The organism is Ramlibacter sp. MAHUQ-53, assembly GCF_052600055.1.
Genome location: NZ_JBQWTS010000002.1, coordinates 158,838 through 180,580, shown reverse-complemented (window position 1 = coordinate 180,580; position 21,743 = coordinate 158,838). Strand labels below are relative to the sequence as shown.

Annotated in this window: 22 protein-coding genes; 2 read left to right on the top strand and 20 right to left on the bottom strand. The window is 71.6% G+C overall.

The window, feature by feature from the left end; all coding sequences use genetic code 11:
- Window positions 1–5: 5 nt before the first annotated feature.
- The 6 genes from ACT80S_RS04235 to ACT80S_RS04210 form a co-directional block, all read right to left on the bottom strand.
- Complete coding sequence (locus ACT80S_RS04235) at window positions 6–731, bottom strand: SDR family NAD(P)-dependent oxidoreductase (protein WP_377413036.1); 726 nt, start codon at window positions 729–731, stop codon at window positions 6–8.
- Window positions 732–740: 9 nt separating this feature from the next.
- A complete protein-coding gene (locus tag ACT80S_RS04230; RefSeq protein WP_377413033.1) occupies window positions 741–2,045 on the bottom strand; it encodes a TRAP transporter large permease in 1,305 nt (434 codons plus the stop codon).
- Window positions 2,042–2,560 (bottom strand): TRAP transporter small permease, encoded by a 519-nt coding sequence (locus tag ACT80S_RS04225; protein ID WP_377413030.1) that lies wholly within the window; start codon window positions 2,558–2,560, stop codon window positions 2,042–2,044. Before ACT80S_RS04225 ends, ACT80S_RS04230 begins: the two co-directional genes overlap by 4 nt.
- Before the next feature lie 67 nt (window positions 2,561–2,627).
- The gene (gene dctP, locus ACT80S_RS04220; protein ID WP_377413027.1) at window positions 2,628–3,620 is read right to left on the bottom strand and encodes a TRAP transporter substrate-binding protein DctP; all 993 of its coding nucleotides are present in this window, start codon (window positions 3,618–3,620) and stop codon (window positions 2,628–2,630) included.
- Window positions 3,621–3,793: 173 nt separating this feature from the next.
- Window positions 3,794–4,471: a TetR/AcrR family transcriptional regulator gene (locus tag ACT80S_RS04215; protein WP_377413024.1), complete on the bottom strand. Its 678-nt coding sequence runs from the start codon at window positions 4,469–4,471 to the stop codon at window positions 3,794–3,796.
- Window positions 4,471–5,292 carry an SDR family NAD(P)-dependent oxidoreductase gene (locus ACT80S_RS04210; protein ID WP_377413021.1) on the bottom strand — a complete coding sequence of 274 codons (822 nt, stop codon included), beginning with the start codon at window positions 5,290–5,292 and terminating at the stop codon, window positions 4,471–4,473. The genes ACT80S_RS04215 and ACT80S_RS04210 overlap by 1 nt, the downstream gene beginning before the upstream one ends.
- Before the next feature lie 215 nt (window positions 5,293–5,507).
- Here ACT80S_RS04210 and ACT80S_RS04205 point away from each other — a divergent pair, with 215 nt between their 5' ends.
- On the top strand, window positions 5,508–6,281 hold the full coding sequence (locus ACT80S_RS04205) for a hypothetical protein (RefSeq protein WP_377413017.1): 774 nt from the start codon (window positions 5,508–5,510) through the stop codon (window positions 6,279–6,281).
- Between the two features lie 26 nt (window positions 6,282–6,307).
- Here ACT80S_RS04205 and ACT80S_RS04200 read toward each other — a convergent pair whose 3' ends face one another.
- From ACT80S_RS04200 to ACT80S_RS04135, 14 genes are all read right to left on the bottom strand, one after another.
- Window positions 6,308–7,246, bottom strand: coding sequence for a LysR family transcriptional regulator (locus tag ACT80S_RS04200; RefSeq protein ID WP_377413884.1), 939 nt, complete (start codon window positions 7,244–7,246; stop codon window positions 6,308–6,310).
- Between the two features lie 78 nt (window positions 7,247–7,324).
- Entirely contained in the window at window positions 7,325–8,104 is a 780-nt protein-coding gene (locus tag ACT80S_RS04195; protein WP_377413014.1) for an SDR family NAD(P)-dependent oxidoreductase, read from the bottom strand.
- Between the two features lie 15 nt (window positions 8,105–8,119).
- Window positions 8,120–9,883 carry an FAD-dependent oxidoreductase gene (locus ACT80S_RS04190; protein WP_377413010.1) on the bottom strand — a complete coding sequence of 588 codons (1,764 nt, stop codon included), beginning with the start codon at window positions 9,881–9,883 and terminating at the stop codon, window positions 8,120–8,122.
- Between the two features lie 32 nt (window positions 9,884–9,915).
- Window positions 9,916–11,337 carry an FAD-dependent oxidoreductase gene (locus ACT80S_RS04185; RefSeq protein WP_377413006.1) on the bottom strand — a complete coding sequence of 474 codons (1,422 nt, stop codon included), beginning with the start codon at window positions 11,335–11,337 and terminating at the stop codon, window positions 9,916–9,918.
- Between the two features lie 13 nt (window positions 11,338–11,350).
- Complete coding sequence (locus tag ACT80S_RS04180; protein WP_377413003.1) at window positions 11,351–11,593, bottom strand: hypothetical protein; 243 nt, start codon at window positions 11,591–11,593, stop codon at window positions 11,351–11,353.
- Window positions 11,590–13,185, bottom strand: a complete 1,596-nt coding sequence (locus ACT80S_RS04175) for an FAD-dependent oxidoreductase (protein WP_377413000.1) — start codon at window positions 13,183–13,185, stop codon at window positions 11,590–11,592. Before ACT80S_RS04175 ends, ACT80S_RS04180 begins: the two co-directional genes overlap by 4 nt.
- A gap of 112 nt (window positions 13,186–13,297) precedes the next feature.
- Complete coding sequence (locus tag ACT80S_RS04170; RefSeq protein ID WP_377412997.1) at window positions 13,298–14,488, bottom strand: ABC transporter substrate-binding protein; 1,191 nt, start codon at window positions 14,486–14,488, stop codon at window positions 13,298–13,300.
- Between the two features lie 58 nt (window positions 14,489–14,546).
- Window positions 14,547–15,251: an ABC transporter ATP-binding protein gene (locus tag ACT80S_RS04165; protein ID WP_377412994.1), complete on the bottom strand. Its 705-nt coding sequence runs from the start codon at window positions 15,249–15,251 to the stop codon at window positions 14,547–14,549.
- Window positions 15,248–15,976, bottom strand: coding sequence for an ABC transporter ATP-binding protein (locus ACT80S_RS04160; protein ID WP_377412991.1), 729 nt, complete (start codon window positions 15,974–15,976; stop codon window positions 15,248–15,250). Before ACT80S_RS04160 ends, ACT80S_RS04165 begins: the two co-directional genes overlap by 4 nt.
- Window positions 15,973–16,965 carry a branched-chain amino acid ABC transporter permease gene (locus ACT80S_RS04155; protein WP_377412988.1) on the bottom strand — a complete coding sequence of 331 codons (993 nt, stop codon included), beginning with the start codon at window positions 16,963–16,965 and terminating at the stop codon, window positions 15,973–15,975. The genes ACT80S_RS04160 and ACT80S_RS04155 overlap by 4 nt, the downstream gene beginning before the upstream one ends.
- Before the next feature lie 22 nt (window positions 16,966–16,987).
- Entirely contained in the window at window positions 16,988–17,839 is an 852-nt protein-coding gene (locus tag ACT80S_RS04150) for a branched-chain amino acid ABC transporter permease (protein ID WP_377412985.1), read from the bottom strand.
- A gap of 314 nt (window positions 17,840–18,153) precedes the next feature.
- Window positions 18,154–18,963, bottom strand: coding sequence for a PaaI family thioesterase (locus ACT80S_RS04145; protein ID WP_377412982.1), 810 nt, complete (start codon window positions 18,961–18,963; stop codon window positions 18,154–18,156).
- The gene (locus tag ACT80S_RS04140; protein WP_377412979.1) at window positions 18,960–20,015 is read right to left on the bottom strand and encodes a Gfo/Idh/MocA family protein; all 1,056 of its coding nucleotides are present in this window, start codon (window positions 20,013–20,015) and stop codon (window positions 18,960–18,962) included. Before ACT80S_RS04140 ends, ACT80S_RS04145 begins: the two co-directional genes overlap by 4 nt.
- A gap of 7 nt (window positions 20,016–20,022) precedes the next feature.
- Window positions 20,023–20,718 (bottom strand): EthD domain-containing protein, encoded by a 696-nt coding sequence (locus tag ACT80S_RS04135; protein WP_377412976.1) that lies wholly within the window; start codon window positions 20,716–20,718, stop codon window positions 20,023–20,025.
- Window positions 20,719–20,959: 241 nt separating this feature from the next.
- Between ACT80S_RS04135 and ACT80S_RS04130 the strand changes: the two genes are divergently transcribed.
- The gene (locus ACT80S_RS04130) at window positions 20,960–21,727 is read left to right on the top strand and encodes an SDR family NAD(P)-dependent oxidoreductase (RefSeq protein ID WP_377412973.1); all 768 of its coding nucleotides are present in this window, start codon (window positions 20,960–20,962) and stop codon (window positions 21,725–21,727) included.
- The last annotated feature ends 16 nt before the right edge of the window (window positions 21,728–21,743 follow it).

Sequence of the window (21,743 nt, the reverse complement as noted above, 5' to 3'; positions counted from 1 at the left end):
CGGCATCAGTAGGTGGCGCGGCCGCCAGAGGCGTCGAACACCGCGCCGGTGCAGAAGGAGCAGTCGTCGCTGGCCAGCCAGGCTGCGAGCGCGCCGATCTCGGCCGGCTCGCCGGCGCGGCCCATGGGGATGCGGGCCAGGTTCTCGCGGCGCTTCTCGGGCGTCATCTGGTCGAGCAGGTCGGTGGCCACCATCGCCGGCGCGATGCAGTTCACGCGGATGGCGGTGGCGGCCAGCTCCTTGCCCAGCGACTTGGTCAGCGCGATCACGCCGGCCTTGGCCGCCGAATACGCCGACTGCCCCGCGTTGCCCTCCTTGCCGGCGATCGAGGCCATGTTCACGATGCGGCCGCGGTTGCGCGCCTGCATCTGCGGCACCACCTCGCGGCAGCACAGGAAGGTGCCGGTGAGGTTGATCGCCATCACCCGCTGCCACGCCTCCAGCGAGTACTCGGCCACCGGCAGCACCGGGCCGGTGATGCCTGCCGAATTCACCAGGATGTCGATCGGCCCGACCTCGGACTGCGTGCGCCGCACGGCCTCGCGCACCGAGTCCTCGCGGGTCACGTCGACCTGCAGGAAATGCAGGCCCGGCTGCGCCGCGGGCGCGGCCAGGTCCCAGATGCAGACGGTCGCGCCGCCTTCGAGCAGCCGCTGGGCGATCGCGCGGCCCAGGCCGCCGGCGCCGCCGGTGATGACGGCGACGCGGCCCTTGACGTCGTAATGGTTCATGGAAGCTCGTTATCCCTTGTAGCCGAACAGGCGCGGCAGCCAGAGCACCAGGTCGGGGAAGGCGGTGAGCACCGCCAGCGCCGCGACCAGCACGTAGATGAAGGGCATCGTGTCGCGCACGATGGACTTGAAGGGGGCCTTGGTGATGTTGGCCACGATGAACAGCAGCAGCCCGTACGGCGGCGTGATCAGTCCGATCATGAGGTTCATCACCACCACCAGGCCGAAGTGCACCATGTCCACGCCCAGGGCCTGGGCCGTGGGGATCAGGATCGGCACGATCACCAGCAGCACGGTGCTGGCGTCCAGCAGGCAGCCCAGTCCCAGCAGCAGCAGGTTCACCATCAGCAGGAACTCGCCGCGCGTGAGCTGGAAGGTGTCCAGCCAGGCCTTGATCGCCATCGGGATGTTCTCGACCGTCACCACGTAGTTGAACACCAGCGCCCCGGCGATCAGGATGCCCACCGAGGCGGTGTTGCGGGCGCTCGCGATCAGCGACGCGTAGGTGGCGCGCAGGGTCACCGACTTGTACAGGAGCCAGGAGATCACCAGCGCGTAGGCGGCGGCGACGGCGGCCGCCTCGGTCGGCGTCATCACGCCGCCGTAGATGCCGCCCAGGAGCACCACCGGCATCATCAGCGCCGGCAGCGCGTGCCAGGTGATCTTCGGCAGCTCGCGCAGGGGGACCGGCTTCTCCACCGGGAAGCCGTGCTTGACCGCCATGTACCAGTTCACGCCGGACATCACCACCGTCATCACCAGGCCGGGGATCACGCCGGCCAGGAACAGGTAGCCGATCGAGGCGTCCGACACCAGCGCATACAGCACCATGGGAATGGAAGGCGGGATGATGGGCCCGATCACCGCGGTCGCGGCGGTGATGGCCGCGGCGTAGCTGTGGGTGTAGCGCCCGCCCTTGACCATCATCTCGATGGTGAGCTTGCCCACGCCCACCGCATCGGCCACCGCGGAGCCGGACATGCCGGCGAAGATCAGGCTGGAGATCACGTTCACGTGGCCCAGGCCGCCGCGGAAGCGGCCCACCAGCGCATTGCAGAAGTCCATGAGGCGGTCGCTCAGGGCGCCGACCGACATGAAGTTGGCGGCCACGATGAACAGCGGGATCGCCAGCAGGGTGTAGCTGCCGTACAGGCCCTGCAGCAATTGCTCCGCGGCGATGCCGATGTCCTGGCCCACGGCGAACAGGTAGAAGATGGAGGCGCCGATCATCGCCAGCCCGATGGGCGCGCCGAGCATGCTCAGGCCGAAGATGATCAGGACGGTGAGCCCGAACGGGCTTTGGATGAAGCTCATAGTTCGGCGGCCTCCCGGCCCTCCAGGAAGCGTTGCGCCGCGCTGCCGGTGACGGCCTGCCACAGCACGATGGCCTGTCGCACGATCACGGCCAGCGAGAACAGCATGTAGACCGCGAAGACCCAGTTGAAGCGCCAGCCCAGGGCGGCGGTGGTCTCCACGCGCATGAAGGTGATGTAGTTCCAGGCGCCGGGCAGGCCGATCACGAACAGCACGATCACCGCCACGGCGCAGCCCCCCTCGATCACCCGGCGCGCCAGCGGCGGCACGGCGACGGTGATCAGGTCGATGCGGATGTCGTCCTCCGGCCTGGCCACGAGGGCCGAGCACCAGAGCACCGACCAGATCCAGGCGATGACGCAGATCTCCTCGGCCCAGGGCGTCGACGCGTTGAACACGTAGCGCGCCGTCACCTGGTACAGGAACGACACCATCATCGTCGCCATCAGGAAGGCGGCGACGTTCTCCGACCGGGCCAGGGACCAGCGCCCCGCCCGGCTCATTGCAGCAAGCATGAAACCCCCTCGGGATCAGCGGGAAGGCGCGGCGGCGCGCCTGCCGGGACGCCGCCGCGGGCGGGCATCAGAGCGCGCTGATGCGGTCCAGCATGCCGGGCTTCCACTCGGCGAGGTACTTGGACTTCTTGATGATCTCGATCGCGTGGTCGCGGAAGGCCTTGGTGTCGGGGGCGTAGACGTCCAGGCCCTGGGACTTCATGAAGGCGACCAGCTCCTGTTCCTCCTTGACCATCTGCGCGGTGATGGCTGCGGCCACGTCGTCGGCGGCCGCCTGCAGGCGCTGCTTCTGGGCGGCGCTCAGCGTGTCCCACTTGGACTTGCGGATGGACAGGATGTTGAAGTTCACCAGGTGGCTGGTCAGCACGTACTGGCTCAGGACCTCGTAGAACTTCATCGTGCGCGTGAGCGGCAGCGGGTTGTCCTGGGCGTCGATGGCGCCGCTTTGCAGCGCGGTGTAGACCTCGGTGAAGGCCACCGGCACCGGGTTGGCGCCCAGCGCCGTGCCGATGAACTGCCAGCCCTCGCCGGCGGGCATGCGCAGCTTGATGCCGGCCAGGTCGGCGGGCTTGTTGATCTTCTTCTTGGGCTTGAGGCTCACATGGCGCGTGCCGATGTAGAAGACCGAGAGCATCTTGATGCCCATCTTGTCCTCGGACATCTTGAACAGCTCCTTGCCGACGTCGCTGGCGAAGGTCTTCTGCATGTGGGCCAGGTCGCGCAGGACGTAGGGGGCGCCCACAATTCCCCATTCAGGGATTTGCCGCTGGATGTCCGAGACCGACAGCGCGCCCATGTCGAGGTTGCCCCGCTGCATCGCGACGATCTCGGTGCCCTGCTTGAACAGGGTCGCGCCGAAGTACGGCTTGAACTCGAAGTCCGGGCCGAGGGCGGGGCCGAACTTCTCGACCAGCAGCTTGGCGCGGACGTCCTGGTCGGTCATCGTCTCCGAGAAAGTCAGCGGAATCCTCGCCTGCGCGAAGGCGGCGGGGACCAGGCTCGTGGCGGCGAGTGCGGCACCTGCTTGGACGAGGGCGCGGCGGTTCATGGCGATGGACATGGGGCGTCTCCTGTTGATCGTTCGGCCGGTCTCGACGGCGCAGGCGCAGGCCCGGCGACCGCTGACGGCCGGGCCAGTCTATTTCACGACCCAGTGAATAACATTCGGGGTGACCCTAGGGTCTGTCAGCGAATTCCCTGGGCCCGGGGAATTCGCTGACAGACCCTGGGGCGTCAGTGCATCAGGAGGTAGCCCAGGATCACGTCGGTCACGTGGGACAGGCGCTCCGCCAGCGCGCGCGGCGTCATCAGGTCGCGCTTGAACATCAGGGCCAGGGTGTGGCGGTTGGAGACGTAGTAGTAGGTCAGGCCGACGATGCTGATGTACAGCTGCAGCGGGTCCACCCCGCCGCGGAAGACGCCGGCGGCGCGCCCGCGCTCGAGGATGGCGGCGAGCGACTCCACCAGCGGCTCGTTGATGCGGCCGATGTTGTCGGACTGGGCCAGGTGCCGCGCCTGGTGCAGGTTCTCGGTGTTGATCAGGCGCAGGAATTCGGGATGGCGCAGGTAGTAGTCCCAGGAGAAGCGGATCAGGGTGCGCACCGCGTCCACCGGGTCCATGTCCTGCAGGTTCAGGCGGATCTCCTCGCGGCGGATGTCGGCGATGGCGTCGACCAGCACCTCGACGAAGAGCCGCTCCTTGCTGCCGAAGTAGTAATAGATCAGGCGCTTGTCGAGCCCGACTTCCTGGGCCACGGCGTCCAGGCGCGTGCCGGACAGGCCCTGCTCGGCGAAGTGGGTGCGCGCCGCCGCCAGGATCAGGCGGCGCGAGCGCTCGGCGTCGCGCTGGCGCCGCTCGCCCTGGGCCTCCCCGGGCGGCTGCGGCGGACGGGGCTTGCGGGCGGCCGCCATCAGGACTTCGGCGCGGCGGCCTTGCCGGGCCGGCCCGGGATCATGGCCATCATGTGGCCGGAGATGCCGCCGTCGACCAGCAGGTCCACGCCATTGACGTAGGACGCGCCCTCGCTCACGAGGTAGGCCACCGCGTGGCCGATGTCCGCCGGCGTGCCGATGCGCCCCACCGGCACCAGGGCCTCGCGGCGGGCGCGGGTCTCGTCGTCCTGGTAGACGGCCTCGGTCAGCGGGGTGCGGATCATGCCGGGGCAGACGGTGTTGGTGCGGATGCCGTCAGGCCCCCATTCCTGCGCCAGTTGCCGGCACAGCATCACCAGGGCGGCCTTGGCCGGGGAATAGGCGCCCATGCCGGGGATCGGCTGGAGGCCGGTCATGGAGGCGATGGCGGTGATGCTGCCGCGCGTGCGCAGCAGGCTGGGCCGCGCGGCCTGCGCCATCAGCCACACCGAGCGGGTGTTCAGGTGGAAGCACTGGTCCCACTGCTCGACGGACATCTCGGCCAGCTTGCCCGGCGCCGAGGCGCCGGCCACGCACACCAGCGCGGACAGGTCGCCGCCCAGGGCCACGACGTCCTCGACCAGCGAGCGGCAGCGGGCCGGGTCGGTGACGTCGCCGCCCAGGGCGTGCACCGTCACGCCGGGCGCACGCAGGCCGGCGGCCAGCGCATCGAGCTTCTCGCCGGCGCGCGAGCCGGTGACGGTGAGGGTCAGCGCGCGGCCGTCGCGCCCGGCCTGGTCGATCAGCGCCCGGCAGATGCCGTGGCCGATGCCGCCGGTGGCGCCGGTGACGAGGGCATGGAAGGGGGTGGGTCGGGACATGGGTTTCTCCAGGGCAGGCGGGCGCGGGTGCGCGATGGACCGGAGAATAATGCACTCGATCGTGAATTACCCAGCCCGCCGGTCTGTGGCATCGCAGGGGTTTTCCCTCGGGCGGCGAGGGCTTCGCGGCGGCACGGCGGGGGCGCCGAAGCGCGAGGTCCGCGCGCCGGGGATGCGGGGCTTCAAGATTCGCCGGCTGCTGCCGATCCACCTTCATGCGCCACGTCCGACCGGTCCACCGCCTCGCCCTCCTCCTCGGCCTGCTGCTGGCCGCTGCGGCCCGGGCACAGGCCCCCGCACCTGCCGCGCCCGCAGCGCCGGCCCGGGCGGCCTCGGCAGCCGCTTCAGCGCCCGCGCCCGCAGCCTCCGCCCCGCCGGACGCGCCCGCCCCGGCGGCCTCCGCCCCCGCGCGCAAGCGCGCGGCTGCCCGGCCCGGCCCGCCGCCGCCCATGTGCGTGGTCGCCCAGTTCAAGGCCCTGGGCATGCGCACCCACGACCCGGTGCAGCGCGCCGCGCTCGCCGAGGACTGGCTGCGCCGCTACCTGCCCCGGTGCACCAAGGAGCAGGTGGCGGCGCTGCAATCCAACCTCTCCACCTGGCTGGGGACCGCCCTGACGATGGACATCAACGCCATGGTCGAAGGCGCGGTCGAGGCCCTGAACCTGGGCAACCCGGCGGCCATGGCGCAGATGTATGACTCACTGGGCAAGGCCCCCGTACCTGGCGGCGCCGAGGTCATGCGCTCGGGGACTCCGCCCGCACCCGTGGTCCAGCCCATGCCGACCCCGGCCGTGCTCGGTGGCAGCGTGAACTACGGGAATGTCGTCGGCCCTGGCGGCGTGAACCAGGTGGGCCGGGGGCACCAGATGGGTGACGTGAACCAGGTGGGCAGCATCAACCAGGCCGGAGGGATCAACCAGGCGAGTGGCATCAACCAGGCGGGCGAAGTCAAACAGGCGGTCGTCCCGCCGCCTTCCCGCGGCCGCTGACCCGCGGGCAATCGACGCGCCGGCGCTCAGGGCGGTGTGGCCGCCTGCGTCGAGAACTCGCGCACCACCTCGCGGATCGCGTCGACCGCGGTGTGCACCGCGATGCGGTCCAGGGCGTCTTCGCGCCAGTACATGGAGATGGAGCCGAGCACGCCGAGGTTCAGCGGGATGACCGAGAGCAGCTTGAGCCGGCTGTAGCGAAGCGCCGGGCGCTGCGAGGCCACGCCGATCATGTCGCTGTGCAGGAGCAGCGTGGTGGTGAGGGTGGCGGAGTTGGATTCCACGTGGTTGGCCGGCGGTATCTGTCCCACCAGGGCCAGCGCCCGGTCGAGTGCGCGGCGCACCGGCGTGCCGCGCGCCCACAGGGCCCACGGGTACTGCATCACCGCCTCCCAGTCGATGGTGGCGCGCTCGAAGATCGGGTGGTGGCTGCGCGCGACGAGGTGGATCGGCTCCGCATAGAGCACCTCGGTGCGCACGCGCGGGTCCTGGGTGGACATCTCCGAGGGACCGACCACCACGTCCAGCTCGCCGCTGCTCAGGGCGTCCATCAGCTGGTCGATCTTGTTCTCCAGGATCCGCACATGCGCCGAGGGCAGCTTGTCCTTGACCTTGAGCACGGCCATCGGCACGGTGTCCACCGACGACGCGCCCGCGAAGCCGATGGTGACCAGGCCGCTGCTGCCCGCGCGCATCAGCTGCATGTCGTCGCGGGCGGTGTCCAGGTGGGCCTCGATGCGCCGGGCGTGCGCGATCAGGGCCGCGCCATAGGTGGTGGGCCGCAGCCCGCGCGCATGCCGCTCGAACAGCGGCAGCCCGACATCCTCCTCCAGCTCCTTGAGCCACTTGGACAGACCCGGCTGCGTGGTGTGCAGCGACTCGGCCGACTGGCTCATGTTGCCCGTCTGCGCGAGGCTCAGGAGCATCTGCAGGTTGCGAAGGCGAAGTCGGTGCGTCCAGTCCAGGCTCATGCGGGCAGCGTCATGTACGGGTCGTGGTCAGGCCGCGGACTATAGCCCAAAGGCATACACCCCCCCGGGGCCTCACATGCTGGCGAGCAGGCCGCCGTCGATGGCGAGCAGCTGCCCGGTGACGAAGCTGGCGCCGGCGCTGGCCAGGAACAGGACCGCCGGCGCCACGTCCTCCGGCACGGCCCACCGGCCCACCGGGACCGACTGGCGCAGGAAGTCCTCGAAGCCCGCGCGCGTCTGCAGGCCGGTGGTGAACTCGGTGCGCACGAAGCCTGGCGCGATGGCATTGGCCGTGATGCCGTAGGCCGCGTACTCCACCGCCACCGCGCGGGTGAAGGCCGCCAGCGCGCCCTTGGCCGTGGTGTAGGCCGCGATGTTCGGCATGGTCGCCTCGGCCGAAATCGACGAGGTGGTGATGATGCGCCCGAAGCCCTGGCTGCACATGCCGCGCAGGAAGGTCTGGGTGCAGTGGAAGGCGCCGTTCACGTGCACGTTCATCAGCGACTGCCACTCCTGCGGCAGCATGTCCACCAGCGGCTTGCGGTTCTGGTTGCCCGCGTTGTTCACGAGGATGTCGACGTTCCAGCCCGCCACGGCCAGGGTGCGCTGGGCGGCCTGCACCGCGGCGAGGTCGGAGACGTCGAAGGGCGCTGCGCGCGCGTCCAGGCCCAGGGCGCGCAGCTGCGACGCGGCGTCCTCGCAGGCGGCGGCGTCGATGTCGCTGACCACGACGCGCGCGCCGGCCTGGCCCAGGGCCTGGGCGATGGCGCGGCCGATGCCGCGGGCCGAGCCGGTGACCAGGGCGGTGCGCCCGGCCAATCCGAAGGTTTTCTGCAGGTAGGCGGTGTTCATGGCGATGCGTCCAGGTCAGGCCGCGACGGCGGCGGAAGCCGCGCGCGCGGCGGCGGGGCGGGGCTCGCCAAGCTTGCCGGCGGCATGCAGGGCGATGCGGTAGCCGAAGGTCAGCGCCGGGCCCAGCGTGGTGCCGGGGCCGGGGTAGGTGCCGAGCATGACCGAGGCCATGTCAGCGCCGCAGGCATACAGGCCGCCGATGGGGCGGCCCTGCGCGTCGAGCACGCGCCCGTTCGGGTCGGTCTCCAGGCCGGTGCTCGTGCCGATCTCCGCGGGCCACACGGCCACCGCGACGAAAGGCCCCTGCTCGATCGGCGCGAGGCACGGGTTGGGCTGCACCGCCGGATCGCCGTTGAAGCGATTGAGCTGGGTATCGCCCTTGCCGAAGTCCAGGTCGCGGCCGGCCCGGGCCATGCCGTTGTAGCGGGTGACGGTGGCCACCAGCGCGCCGGGATCGACGCCGATCTTGCGGGCCAGCTCCTCCAGCGTGGCGCCGGTCGCCAGGTAGCCCTCGCGCTCGGCGGGGCCGAGGTCGCGGGTGCCCGGGTGCACCGCGCCCAGGCCGTAGCGGCGCACGAAGGCGGCCTCGCACACCAGGTAGGCCGGCATCGTCGGCGCGGTGCGGTGCGAGGCGTACATGCCCTCGACGAAGTCGTGGTACGACGCCGCCTCGTTGACGAAGCGCCGCCCCGCGCCGTTCACGGCGATCAGGCCCGGCTTGGCGCGGTCCAGCGACAGGTGCGGGAACACGCCCTGGCTGCCGTCCCGGCGGCGGGTGCGCGAGACCGGCGTCCAGAACGCGCCAGGGCCCTGCGTCTCGGGGCGAACGGCGGCGCCGAGGCGCTGGCCCAGGGCGATGCCGTCGCCGGTGTTCGTCGGGCAGGCCACCGTCAGCGGCGGCGTGGGCGCGGGCATGAACTGCCGGCGCATCGCCGGGTTGTGGCCGTAGCCGCCGGTGGCCAGCACCACGCCCTTGCGCGCGCGGATGCGGCGCGGGGTGCCGGCGACGTCCAGCACCACGCCGGTGATGCGGTCGCCCTCGCGCACCATCTCGCGCACCGTGCTGTCGAACAGGACCGGCACCTGCTGCCGGCGCAGGCTGTGGAACAGGCGCGCGGCCAGCGCATTGCCCATCACCAGCCGCGTGCCGCGCGAGAAGCGCAGGCGGTCGCCGAGGTAGCGCAGGAACAGCCGGCCGGCGTAGAGGAAGTCGGACACCGAACCGAACCGGTTGATCAGGCGAGGAATGTCGGCCTTGCCCGCCATCATCCCGCCCAGCACCATGAACTCCGGGATGGGGGGGCGCACCCGCTCGAAGTCGCGCCCCAGCAGGCGGCCGTCGAACAGCGCGGGTGCGAGCGCGCGGCCGGTGACGGCGGCGCCGGGCATGTCGCGGTAGTCGGGGTGCTTGCCGCAGGGGACGAACTGCACGTCGCTGCGCGCACGCAGGTAGTCCACCATCTGCGGGCCGCTCTCGAGGTAGGCGGCGCGCCGGCCCGAGGGGTCGGGCGCGCCGGTGAGCGCCTGCATGTAGGCATCGGCCGCCTCGGCGGTGTCGTCGAAGCCGGCCTCGCGGCTTTGCGTGTTGCCGGGGATCCAGATGGTGCCGGCCGAGGTCGACATCGTGCCGCCGACCTGCGACGACTTCTCCACCAGCACCGCCTTCAGCCCCTCGAGCGCCGCCACCAGCGCGCAGCCCATGCCGCCCGCGCCGGCGCCGACGACCACCAGGTCGGCCTCCTCGTCCCAGGCCGGGGCCCGTCCTTGCGTGTCTTGCATCGTTTCCATCCTCTTCGTGTGTCGGGCCGGGCTCAGGCCGGCTGCAGGCTCGCGACGATGGCCTCGCCCGCCAGCATCCCGAAGACGCCGGACTTGGACAGGCCGCCGGAGTAGCCCGAGGCGCCGCCCTGCCCCTCCAGCCCGCCGGTGCAGGCGCCGGCGGCGTACAGGCCGGGGATCGGCCGGCCGGCGTCGTCGACCACGCGCGCCTTCGCGTCGGTGGCGATGCCGCCCATGGTGTAGGTGATGCCGGCGCACACCGGCACCGCGTGGAAGGGCCCCAGCAGCACCGGCCAGGCCTTGTAGGCGCCGGTGCTGCGCGCCGGCTGCTCGCCGGCGCCGGGCTGCCCGATGACGAGGCGGTTGTACCGGTCCACCGTGTCCTGCAGGACCGCGGCGTCCAGGCCCAGCCTGCCCGCCAGCTCGCCCAGCGTGGGCGCACTCACCAGGTTGCCGCCGGCGCTCAGGAGGTAGGGATTGGCGGGCAGCAGCCAGTCGCGGCCCGGGCCGTTCCAGATCGCCTCGTCGATCACGATCACCGCCGACAGCGGGTCGTCCAGCCGGGCGACGGCATTGGTCACCGAGACGCCGCCCAGGCCCTCGTCGCAGAAGCGGCGGCCGCGCCCGTCCACCACCAGGCCCGCGGTGGCCAGGAAGTCCACCACCGGGTAGGGCCACAGGCCGCCATTCGTCAAGGCGTCGCGGTGCTGGAGGTGGCCGTAGAAATCGGACATGCCCACCAGCTTCGCGCCCACCGCCTCGGCCATGAGCAGGCCGGCGCCGCGGCCGGTCTCGGCGTTGCGTTGCAGCAGGCGCTCGGGGCGCGGGCTGATGAAGCGGCGCACGAGGTCGGGGTTGGCCTGGAAGCCGCCGTCGGCGATGACGACGCTGCGCGCGCGCAGCGTGATCGCCTCGCCCTGCGCGGTGATGGCCTGCACGCCGGCGCAGGCGCCCTCCTCCATGACCAGGCGGCGGGCCGTCACGCCGCGGCGGATGCGCCCGCCGCGTTCGGCCAGGCGTTCGCCCAGCGTGCGCAGCATCACGTCGCCGGCGCGGCCGCGCCAGTTCAGGCCGGTCTGGCGCACGCCCGGGGGCGAGAGCGAGTTGCGGCGCAGCCCGTCGGGGCCGGCCTGGATGAAGCGCACGCCGAGGGAGGACAGCCAGCGCAGCGCGCGCCGCGCGTTCTGCGTGAGCGCGTCGGCCAGCGCCGGGTCGGCGGTGTCGCGGGTCACGCGCATCAGGTTGGCGCGCACCCAGGCCGGGTCGCCGGCCATGTCGTCCATGGCGATGTGGAACAGGCCGCCGGTGTAGCGGCTGTTGCACAGGTAGGCCTCGTCGGTGCCCTGTTCGAGCACGACGACGGACAGGCCGTCCTGCGCCACGCGGTTGGCGGCCGACAGGCCGGCCAGGCCCGCGCCGATCACGATCACGTCGGGGGAGGAAGCGTCGGTCATGGTCCGCTCCTTCTCAGTACTTGGGGATCAGCGTGTCCGCGATGATCCGCAGCACCTCGACATAGCTCAGGAGCAGCCCGAGCAGCACGCCGGCGGCGATCACGCCCGCGGGCACGATCCACAGCGCGCCGGTGGCGACGCCGGCGCCCAGCGACAGCAGCAGCACCGCGGCGGCCAGGGCGATCGACAGCGGCTTGCCGCGCGCCACGAGGAACTGGACGACGGGATAGGTGGGGGGGGTGTAGTCCTGGCTCATGCGGGGGTCGCCTCGACGGGCGCGGAGTGGGATGCGGATTGAGGGCCGGGTCGGGACGCGGCAGCGGTCGCCGGCGCGGGCGTGTGGCGCTGCTGCGCGGCGAAACGGCCGGCGCGGCGGCCGGAGACCATGGCCCAGCCGATGTGGTGGCCGTGGCCGGCGAGCAGGGCGCCGCCCTGCCCCGCCGAGCCCGCGGCGTACAGGCCGGGGATGGCGGCGCCAGCGGTGTCGATCACCTCGTGGCGGGTGTTCACCGCCAGACCGCCCTCGGTGAAGACGATCCAGCTCATGACCGGGCCCAGCGCGTAGAACGGTCCCTGCGAGACGGGCTGGCGGGCATCGCCCGGGCGCCCGGCGAGCTCGCGGTTGTAGCCTTCGACCGAGCGGCGCAGCGACTCGACCGGCACGTCGATCTTGCGCGCCAGGGCCTCCAGCGTCGGCGCCTCGAAGTACAGGTCCGGGCGCGTGCGCCGGTAGTCCTTGAGGTAGGCGTAGGCCACGCCCGGCGCGGTGGAGACGAAGTTCGGCCACTGTTCGAAGGCGCTGGCCACGCGGTGGTCGAACACCAGGTAGGCCTGCTTCCCGGGCTGGCGGGCCACCTGCAGCTCGGGCCGGTCCAGCTCGTCGGCGAAGCGCTCGCCCTGCTGGTTCACCAGGACGGCGCCGGCGCGCAGCATCGAGGGCTCGGGCGCGAGCGAAGCCGTCATGAAGCGCGTGACGAAGGGGCGGAACATCCACAGCGGCAGGTTCATCAGCGCGAACTGCATCGGCTTGGTGATCCACCGGTAGGGAGGCAGGCGGCGCAGCAGGGTCTCCACCGGCGGCGCCTTGAAGCGCATGCTGGGGCCCCACATCACCTCGGGGTTGCGGATCCAGGCGCCCACCTGCTGCGCGAGGCGGTGGCCATCGCCGGTGCTGGCGGGGTTGATGGCGTCCACGTGCATCGCGTGCGGCACGTGCTCGCGCTTGAGGGAGTCGCTGGCGCTGAAGTCGCCGCTGGCCAGCACCACGCCGCCGGCGGCGATGAATTCGGTGGGGCCGTCACCGGTGTCGGCGACGATGCCGCGCACCGTCCCGCCCTCCACCACCAGGCGCTCGACGCGCGCGTTCAGGCGGATGTCCACGCCCAGGCGGCGGCACTCCTTGTGCAGGTAGTAGGCATAGGCGCGGGAGTTGGGCAGCACGTTGTGCATGCGCGGCTTGTTGTGGGGCGGCTCGGGCATGGGCCCGTAGAAGCACAGGCCGATGGAGATCAGCCACTCCAGCGTCTCGGGGGCATGGTCCACCAGCACGCGGCGCAGCGCCAGGTTCTCCTTGGCGGCCAGCTCGGGGGTGAGGAACAGCGACATGTCCTCGAAGTGCTCGTCGGGCGTGTCGGCGATGCCCTTGGCCTTCTGGAAGCGGGTGCCGGTGGCGGTGATCGAGCCCACCGACAGCCGCGTGGTGCCGCCCACGTGCGGGTTCTTCTCCAGGACGATGACGCGCGCGCCCTCCTCGGCGGCGGCGATCGCCGCGGCCATGCCGGAGCCGCCGGCTCCCATCACCACGACGTCGACGGTCTCGCGGCGCGCGGGGGTCTGTGCTTGGTTCATGTGTCTGCGTCTTTTCGGGAACAGCCGCCCCCGCGCTGCGACGCGCCGGGCGCCGCAGCGGGATCGGGAGCGGGCTGGGTTCAGGAATGCGCGGGCTGGCCGCGCGGCCCTCTTACATCTTGCAAAGCGGCGAGGCAGCCGGGATCAGCGCCGGGGCGTAGGTGTGCTCGGCGAAGGAGCGCATGCCGCCGTCGGCCACCTTGGCGCGGCCCATGAAGTTGGGGACCATGACCTGGTGGTCGGCCGCGCGCACCTGGATCGGGCCGTACACCGAGTCGATGGTGGCGCCGCGCAGCGCCTTGGACACCTCGGCGGGCTTGCCGCTCTTGGCCAGGCGGGCGCCTTCCAGCATCACCGTGGCGCCGTGGTAGGCCAGGCCCTCGGTCTCGGTGGGCAGGCGGTTGAATTTCGCCTTGAAGGCGGCGACGAAGGCCTTGTTGCGCGGGGTGTCGATGTCGGAGGCGTAGCCCAGCGTTCCGGCCATCCCGTCCTGCACCTTGCCGGTGGCGCGCAGCATGAAGTCCGACAGCATGGCGTGCCCCAGCAGCGCGGTCTTGGGCGTCAGGCTGAATTCGGCGGCCTGCTTCATGAAGGCGATGCCGTCGCGGCCCGGGATGGCGGCCCACACGGCGTCCACGCCGGCGGCCTTGAGCTGCGAGATGTAGGGCGAGTAGTCCTTGGTGCCCAGGGGGGCGAACAGCATCACCGGCACCTTCTTGCCCAGCGCCTCGGCCGCCTTGCGGAACGACTCGGAGGACTCGCGGCCCCAGGCGTAGTCGGCGCCGATCACGCCGAAGGTGTTGCCCTTGAGGTTCTTGGCCCAGGCGTTGATCATGGCCATGTCCATGGCGTCGGACTGCACCGTGCGGAAGGCGCGCGACTTGCACGTGTCGCCGGTGATCTTGTCGGACTTGCTCAGGGTGGCGAAGTAGGCGGCGTCCCAGCGGTCCAGGTTCTGCATGATGGACAGCGAGGTGGCCGAGCCGATCGGGCCGATGATCAGGTTGAAGCCGTCACGCGCCAGCTTCTCGGCGACGCGGCGGCCGCCGTCGGGCGTGCTCTCGTCGTCACCCTCGGCCACTTCGACCTTGGTGCCCTCGATGCCGCCCTTGGCATTCACCTCGTCGATCGCGAAGCGGATGCCGCGGATGGTCTCCTCGCCCATCTCGGCCCACACGCCGCTCTTGGACGAGACCAGGCCGACCTTGACCGGGTCCTTCAGTTGCGCGAGCGCCGTCACCGGGATGGCGGCAGCCAGGGTCGCCGTCGCCAGCAGGGCCTGCAGTTTCTTGAGTTTCAACACGGAAGTCTCCTCACACTCTTTGCACCGGAAACGGTCCGGCGGCCGGAATCCACGTCATTCACACCATGACGTGCGCCTCGAGGTCCTTCAGGCCCTCGCGCGAGTTCTCCACCTCGCCCTGCGCCACCACCGAGCCCTTGGCCATGGCCAGGTAACGGTGGGCGACCCGGGTGACCAGGCTCATGTTCTGCTCGATCAGCAGCAGCGCGGTGCCCTCGTCGGCCACGGCCCGGAAGATGGTCGCGAGCTGGTCGACGATCACCGGGGCCAGGCCCTCGGTGGGCTCGTCCAGCAGGATCAGGGCGGGGTTGGTCATGAGGGCGCGGCCCACCGCCAGCATCTGCTGCTGCCCGCCGGACAGGGCGGTGCCCGGGGTGTGGGCGCGCTCCTGCAGGATCGGGAACAGCTTGTAGATGGCGGGCACGGTCCACGGGCCCTTGCGGCCGACGGCAGCGCCCAGCAGCAGGTTCTCCTCGACGCTGAGGTTGGCCACGATGCGCCGGCCCTGCGGCACCACCGAGAGGCCGTGCTGGGCGGCCATGTAGGCGCGCGGGCGCTCGATGGCCTTGCCCCCCAGGCGCAGCCGGCCCGACTTCATCTGGGCCAGGCCGAGGATGGTGTTGACCACCGTGGTCTTGCCCACGCCGTTGCGCCCGATCAGGGCGACGCGCTCGCCGGCGTCCACGCGCAGGTCCAGGCCATGCAGGATGTGGGCGGAGCCGTAGTAGGCGTTGACGCCCTCGAGACTGAGCAGGGTGGTCATGCGGCGCTCCCCAGGTAGGCCTCGCGCACACGCGGGTCGGCGCGCACCTCGGCGGGCGAGCCCTGGGCGATCACGCGCCCGAGCTCGAAGACGGTGACGGCGTCGGAGATGCCGAAGACCACGTCCATGTCGTGTTCCACCAGCAGCACCGAGACATCCCAGCGGGAGGTCAGGGCCTTCAGGTGCTGGGCCAGGTCCAGCGACTCCTTGACCGAGAGGCCGGCCATGGGCTCGTCCAGCAGCAGCACGCCGGGGCGGCCCACCAGGGCCAGGGCCAGGTCCAGGCGGCGCTGCTCGCCGTAGCCCAGGTCCTCGGCGGTGGCGTCGGCGAGATGGCGCAGGTCCAGCTCGCGCAGCACCGCCTCGGCATCGGCATGGCTGTCGGCCACGCCCATCTTGTGCGAGGCGAGCTCGACCTGCTGGCGCACCTTCATCTGGCCGAAGATCGAGGTGCGCTGGAAGGAGCGCGAGAGCCCGCGGCGGCGGCGGTCCACCACGCCCAGGGCGCTGACGTCCTCCCCCATCAGGGTGACCTTGCCGCGGGTGAGCGGACGCCGGCCGGTGATGGCGTCGATGACGGTGGACTTGCCCGCGCCATTGGGGCCGATGAGGCCGCGGATCTGGCCCTTGCGCAAGGTGATGGCGACGCCATCGAGGGCCTTCACGCCGCCATAGTGGATGGCGACATCCTCGGCCTGGAGGATCACGTCAGGTGCGGCGGTCACGGGCGGGCCTCCACGGCAACGGGGGACACGGCGAGCGCGCGGCCGCCGCGGCGGCGGGCCAGGCGCTGCAGGGCGCCGGCAATGCCGGTGGGGGAGAACACGATCACCGCGATCAGCACCATGCCGAAGATCGACATCCAGTGCGTGGCGTGGTCGCCCAGCACGTCCTTGAACAGGAAGTAGACGACGGCGCCCAGCGGCGGGCCCCACAGCACCTTGAAGCCCCCGATCACGACCATCATCATGACCATCCCGGACAGGCTCCAGTGCAGCAGCTCCGGCGAGATGAAGCCGGTGTTGATCGCCGACAGCACGCCGGCGATGCCGGCCACCAGGGCCGACAGCGCGTACACCGCGGCACGGGGCAGCACCGTGCTGATGCCGATGAAGCGGGCGCGCTCCTCGTTGTCACGCACGGACTCGGTGATCGAGCCGAAGCGGCTTTGCAGCAGCAGGGCGAGCAGGAACAGCACCACGACCAGGGTGGACCAGCTCAGGATGAACATGGCCTGCGGCTTGAACAGCACGGACTGCGGGATGCCGAAGAGGGTGGCCGGCCAGTCGATGTTCATGCCGTCGGCGCCGCCGGTCATGCCGCGGGCGCGGTTGGCGGTGAGGTAGGCCATCTGGCCGATCGCCAGGGTCAGCATGCCGAAGGCGATGCCGGGCACGCGCACCACGATCAGGCCGATGAGGAAGGCCAGCACGGTCATCACGGCGAGCGATCCCAGGATGGCCACTTCGGCGGGCATCGCCTTCGTCTGCACCAGGATGCCGATGACGTAGCCGGCGCCGCCGAAGTACAGGGCATGGCCGAAGCTGACCATGCCGTTCTGTTTCAGCAGCAGGCCCACGCCCACCGCGAAGACGGCGTTGATCAGGGCCTGCGTGAACAGGCTGACCATCGAGTTGGAGGTGACCACGACCGGCACCAGCACGCCGAGGGCGAGCAGGGCCACGGTGGCCAGGCACATGCGGGAGGTTTTCATGCGTCGTTTCCCAGGAAAGGCCTCAGGTGCGGTTGCCGGCGAGCCCGGACGGGCGCCAGACCAGGATCGCCGCCATCAGCAGGAACGGCAGCAGCACCGCGGTGTCGGGCAGGTACACCGCGCCGATCGCCTGCACCATCCCCAGGACCAGGGCGGCGATGAACGCGCCGGCCAGCGAGCCCAGGCCGCCGATCACCACCACCACGAAGGAGTCGATGATCACGTCGGCGCTCATGGAGGGCGACAGCGACAGGAAGGGCGCCGCAACCACGCCGGCGAGGCCGGCCAGCGCGGTGCCCACGCCCACCACCAGGGCGGACAGCAGGTCGGTGTTCACGCCCTGCATCGCGGTGGTGGTGGGGTCGGTGGAGGCGGCGCGCACGAAGAGGCCGGCGCGCGAATGGCGCAGCCACAGCGTCAGGCCCAGCGCCACCGCCGCGCCCACCACGATCACGCCGATGCGGTAGGCCGGCACCTGCGCGCCCAGCAGGCTCACCGAGAAGTTCAGCGCGTCGGGCGCGGGCACCGAGAGGTTGGCCTTGCCCCAGACGGTCTGCACCATGTCCTCGATGACCAGCAGCAGCCCGAAGGTGACGAGCACCACGGTCAGCGGCTCGCGGTCCTGCAGCAGGCGGAAGCCATAGCGATCCAGCAGCACGCCCACCACCAGCATCACGGCCGGGGCGGCCACCAGGGCGACCCAGAAGTTGCTCTGCGCGGCGATGGTGTAGCCCAGGTAGGCGCCGAGCATGTACAGCGAGCCATGGGCGAAATTGACCACCCGGCGCAGGCCGTAGATGAGGGCCAGGCCGGAGCACATCACGATCAGCAATGCGCCGTAGACCAGGCCGTTGAACAGGTTGCTCACTAACACGTGACACGTCCTCTCGAGGCGTGAGCCTGCCCGCCGCACCGGCGCGCAGGCAGGTGCGGAAGCGGGGCTCCGCGGTGATGGGCCTCGCGGCCCGGGATCAGGGGAAGGGGAAGGCGGCGGCGCCGGTCAGGGCGCGGCGGCGGGTCGGGCGGGGTGTCTCATGTCGTCTCCGTAGGTGTCGTTCTGTTGATGCCTGCGCCGGGAGGACTCCCAGGGTCACCGGCATCGGCTGCATCGCAGTGTGAAGCGCGAGCCATAACCGATCCAATGAACTATTCGTATGGAGGATGCCTGGCGCGACATGGCTGCCCCCCTCAGCGCGTGCCGATGTATTTCCAGGCGCCGCTGGCCGTGGCCACGAGCCGGTCGCCCACGTGGAATTCACCGGTGAGGGCCGCGCCCAGCGGGGTGACGCCGCACGCCGTCGCGGTGGCCGCCACCACGTCGCCCACGCGCAATTCGCCCAGGTACTGGAAGGTGAGGGCCAGCGTGACCTCGGGCCGCCCGCCGCTGGCGCGCTCGGCGGCGCGGCCGAGGCAGACATCCCCCAGCAGCCGCAGCAGGTCGAGCGGGCCGCCGAAGGCCCCCGGCGAGTCGTGGTGCGGCAGCAGTTCGACGGCGCCGAAGCTGCGCGCGCCCTCGCAGGGCTTCTCGTACAGCGGGCCGGCATGGCGCGAGAAGGCATCGGCCGGCGACGGGGAGCGCACATGGCCGGCGGGCAGCGCGGAAGGCACGGCCTCGCCCGGCGGCGCGCTGGTGAGGCCATACAGGCCGCGCGCGGTGGACAGCAGGCCCTGCGGGCCGGTGAGTTCGCTGTCGATGAAGACCACGGTGCGGCTCGCGCGGGTGACGCGGGCGCGGGCCGTGACCTCCTCGCCCGGCTGCGCGGCGGCGAGGAACTCGTAGTGGCTCGAGAGGGGCAGCACGCGCGCGCCGGGCGCGGGGGGAGCGGCCGCCCGAAGCGCCTGCGCCATCGCGGCCTCGTGCAGCGTCATGACCACCGCGCCGTGGAGGCGGGAGCCCGGGTTGAGGTGCGGCGGGCCGACGCGCAGCGAGCAGGCCGCCAAACCCGGCTCGCCGGCCTGCAGCCGCACGCCGACGTGGGCCAGGAAGCCCGGGCTCATGCCGGCAGGTGCACCGTGGCGCCGCTGCGCGCGGCCTCGTGCACCGCCAGCGTCGCCTGCAGGGTGCGCAGGCCGTCGGGGCCGGAGCACACGGGCGACTCGCGGCCCTCGGCGACCGCGCGCAGGTGGCGCAGCTGCTCGACGTAGGGGTCCTGCCGGTGCACGGGCGTGCGCTCCTGCGTCAGCGGGTCGTGCCAGCCGCGCCTGCCGCGGTACGAGAAGAACTGCAGCTGGGGCAGCGTGAGCGAGCCCTCGGTGCCGGCGATGAAGAGGGCGTCCACGTCCTGCTTGGGGTAGTGGGCGGCCTCGCCGGCGGCGAGGTCCCAGTTCCAGGGCGCGGCGGCGGCGTCGCTCACGGTGAGCGTGCCCAGCGCGCCGCAGGCGAAGCGCACCACCACGGCGGCCGTGTCCTCCACCTCGAAGCCGCGCACGGCGCTGGAGCTGACCGCCTGCACGGTGCGGATGTCCCCGAGCAGGAAACGCAGCAGGTCGATGTCGTGGATCATGTTGATCAGGACCGGGCCCCCGCCGGCCTGGCGGCGCCAGGCCAGCTCGAAGTAGCTGTCCGGCTTGAGCCAGGTGGCCATGGCGGTGGCCGAGACGGCGCGGCCCAGCGCGCCGGCCTGCACCAGCTCGCGGGCCTTGCGCAGGATGGGGTTGTGCCGGCGCTGGTGCCCCACCAGCAGGGGCACGCCCAGGCGGGTGGCGGCGTCGCACAGGCGCTGGCCGTTCTCCAGGGTGTCGGCGATGGGCTTTTCGACCAGGGTCGCCAGGCCGCGCTCGAGGCAGGCGATGCCGATGTCCGCATGCGTGGCGTTGGGCGTGGCGACGATGGCGGCGCGGGCGGTGGTGGTGGCGGCCAGCTCCATCGGGTCGGCGTACCATGCCACGCCCAGCGACTGCGCGAGCTCGCGCGCGGCGGGCGTGGGGTCGGCGATGCCGGCGAGGCTGACGTCCGGGTGGGTGGCGATGCGCTCGATGTGCATGCGGCCGATGGCGCCGGCGCCGATGACGGCGACGGGCAGGCGGGCGGGAGTGGCGGCTTGGGTCATGGGTTTCTCAGCGGGTGGCGGTGTCGTCGTAGATCAGGTCCTCGCGGGCGGCGAAGCGCATCACGAGCGGGTCCTCGGGGCGGGGGTGGTCAGCGAGCGCGGCGCGCAGGTCCTCCAGCGTGGCGAAGCGCAGCTCCAGCACGCCGTCCCAGGCGGTGCGCGCGTCCACCGGCTCGCCGGCGGCCATGCCGCGCAACGCCTCCTGGCGCACCTCGTGCAACGCCAGGCCGCGCAGGCCCGGCAGCGCGAGGAGCGCCTGCGCCTGCGGCCCGGCCCAGGCCTGCATGAACTGCGCATGCGACTGGCCGGGCGCGCGGCGCGTGAACTCCAGCAGCTTGACGCCGGCAGCCTGCGGGTCGGCGCGCAGGACCAGGCTGTCGCAGTAGACGACCCGGCAGGCGGGCACGTCGAGGAACAGCAGTTCGTCGGGTCGCACGAAGCGCGCGTAGAGCGGGTCGTCCTGGAAGCCGCGGGCGAGCACGCCGTCGCCGGGCGGCAGCATCTGGGCCGCGCCGTCGAAGTCCCGGGAGAGGCCGGGAATGCCGGCGTCATGGAGGAAGTGGTTCTGGACGTAGCGGCGGTTGTAGGCCTTGTGGCCGGCCTGGTCGACCAGCACGTGGACGTGGGTCGTGCGCCAGTGGCGGGCGAACTGCGCGGGGTCGAGGTCGGCGCGGCGCCGAAGGACCGAGAACTTCGTGAGCATGGGGGTGCCGCGGGACGCCGGGTCCCGGCGGGTCGTCTCCTGGTCGTTGTCGTTGTGCCGGCGCAGTATCCGGGCGAAGGCATGGCGGCCGCCATGAACTTATCCCATGGTCCATCCATTCCAGGCCATACCTGGCCGGCCCATGCCCGTGGACACATGGGTCATGCGGAATCGCCATTTCCCCGGCCCGGCGTGCCCGGGCATAGTGCCGGCCATTCCAACGAACAGGAGACTCCGAGCCATGGTCCACGCCCCCGCATCCCCCCGCATCATTCCCGGGCGCTTCGAAGGCCGGGTGGCCCTGGTCACCGGAGGCGCCTCGGGCATGGGGCGAGCGACGGTCGACCGGCTGGTGGCGGAAGGCGCGCGCGTGGCCGTCTGGGACATCGACGCCGCCCGCCTGGACGCCGTGCACGGCGCACACGGCCCGCGGGTGCTCGTGCAGCAGGTCGACGTCACCGACGACGCGCGCGTGCAGGCCGCGATGGCGCAGGCCACGCAGCACTTCGGCCGGCTGGACATCCTCGTCAACGGCGCGGGCATCGTGGGTGACAACGGCCCGTTCTGGGACGTCAGGCGAAGCGCCTGGGACCGCATCCTGGCGATCAACCTGACCGCGGCCCTGGTGGTGAGCCAGGCGGCCCTGCCCCACCTGAGGCGCCAGGGCGGTCACATCGTGAACATCGCCTCGGTGGCGGCCAACGAGGGCCCGAAGAACATCGCCGCCTATGCGGCCTCCAAGGCGGGACTGGTGGGCCTGACCAAATCCATGGGCAAGGAGCTGGCGGGATCGGGCGTGGTGGTGAACGCGATCGCGCCGGCCCTGGTCGCCACCGAGTTGCTGTCGCAACTGACCCCGGAGTACATGCAGGCGGCCCTCGCGCGCATCCCGATGGGCCGCGCGGGCAGCCTGGACGAGGCCGCCGCGATGATCACCTGGATGTGCTCGCAGGAGTGCTCCTTCTGCACCGGCGCGGTGTTCGACCTCTCGGGGGGACGCGGGGTCTGAGGGGCAGGCGCCGCAT

What these genes read in the sequence shown, in the direction of transcription:
- ACT80S_RS04235 (WP_377413036.1), bottom strand. Translation starts at nt 731, where the DNA reads ATGAACCATTACGACGTCAAGGGCCGCGTCGCCGTCATCACCGGCGGC.
- ACT80S_RS04230 (WP_377413033.1), bottom strand. Translation starts at nt 2,045, where the DNA reads ATGAGCTTCATCCAAAGCCCGTTCGGGCTCACCGTCCTGATCATCTTC.
- ACT80S_RS04225 (WP_377413030.1), bottom strand. Translation starts at nt 2,560, where the DNA reads ATGCTTGCTGCAATGAGCCGGGCGGGGCGCTGGTCCCTGGCCCGGTCG.
- dctP (WP_377413027.1), bottom strand. Translation starts at nt 3,620, where the DNA reads ATGTCCATCGCCATGAACCGCCGCGCCCTCGTCCAAGCAGGTGCCGCA.
- ACT80S_RS04215 (WP_377413024.1), bottom strand. Translation starts at nt 4,471, where the DNA reads ATGGCGGCCGCCCGCAAGCCCCGTCCGCCGCAGCCGCCCGGGGAGGCC.
- ACT80S_RS04210 (WP_377413021.1), bottom strand. Translation starts at nt 5,292, where the DNA reads ATGTCCCGACCCACCCCCTTCCATGCCCTCGTCACCGGCGCCACCGGC.
- ACT80S_RS04205 (WP_377413017.1), top strand. Translation starts at nt 5,508, where the DNA reads ATGCGCCACGTCCGACCGGTCCACCGCCTCGCCCTCCTCCTCGGCCTG.
- ACT80S_RS04195 (WP_377413014.1), bottom strand. Translation starts at nt 8,104, where the DNA reads ATGAACACCGCCTACCTGCAGAAAACCTTCGGATTGGCCGGGCGCACC.
- ACT80S_RS04190 (WP_377413010.1), bottom strand. Translation starts at nt 9,883, where the DNA reads ATGCAAGACACGCAAGGACGGGCCCCGGCCTGGGACGAGGAGGCCGAC.
- ACT80S_RS04185 (WP_377413006.1), bottom strand. Translation starts at nt 11,337, where the DNA reads ATGACCGACGCTTCCTCCCCCGACGTGATCGTGATCGGCGCGGGCCTG.
- ACT80S_RS04180 (WP_377413003.1), bottom strand. Translation starts at nt 11,593, where the DNA reads ATGAGCCAGGACTACACCCCCCCCACCTATCCCGTCGTCCAGTTCCTC.
- ACT80S_RS04175 (WP_377413000.1), bottom strand. Translation starts at nt 13,185, where the DNA reads ATGAACCAAGCACAGACCCCCGCGCGCCGCGAGACCGTCGACGTCGTG.
- ACT80S_RS04165 (WP_377412994.1), bottom strand. Translation starts at nt 15,251, where the DNA reads ATGACCACCCTGCTCAGTCTCGAGGGCGTCAACGCCTACTACGGCTCC.
- ACT80S_RS04155 (WP_377412988.1), bottom strand. Translation starts at nt 16,965, where the DNA reads ATGAAAACCTCCCGCATGTGCCTGGCCACCGTGGCCCTGCTCGCCCTC.
- ACT80S_RS04145 (WP_377412982.1), bottom strand. Translation starts at nt 18,963, where the DNA reads ATGAGCCCGGGCTTCCTGGCCCACGTCGGCGTGCGGCTGCAGGCCGGC.
- ACT80S_RS04140 (WP_377412979.1), bottom strand. Translation starts at nt 20,015, where the DNA reads ATGACCCAAGCCGCCACTCCCGCCCGCCTGCCCGTCGCCGTCATCGGC.
- ACT80S_RS04135 (WP_377412976.1), bottom strand. Translation starts at nt 20,718, where the DNA reads ATGCTCACGAAGTTCTCGGTCCTTCGGCGCCGCGCCGACCTCGACCCC.
- ACT80S_RS04130 (WP_377412973.1), top strand. Translation starts at nt 20,960, where the DNA reads ATGGTCCACGCCCCCGCATCCCCCCGCATCATTCCCGGGCGCTTCGAA.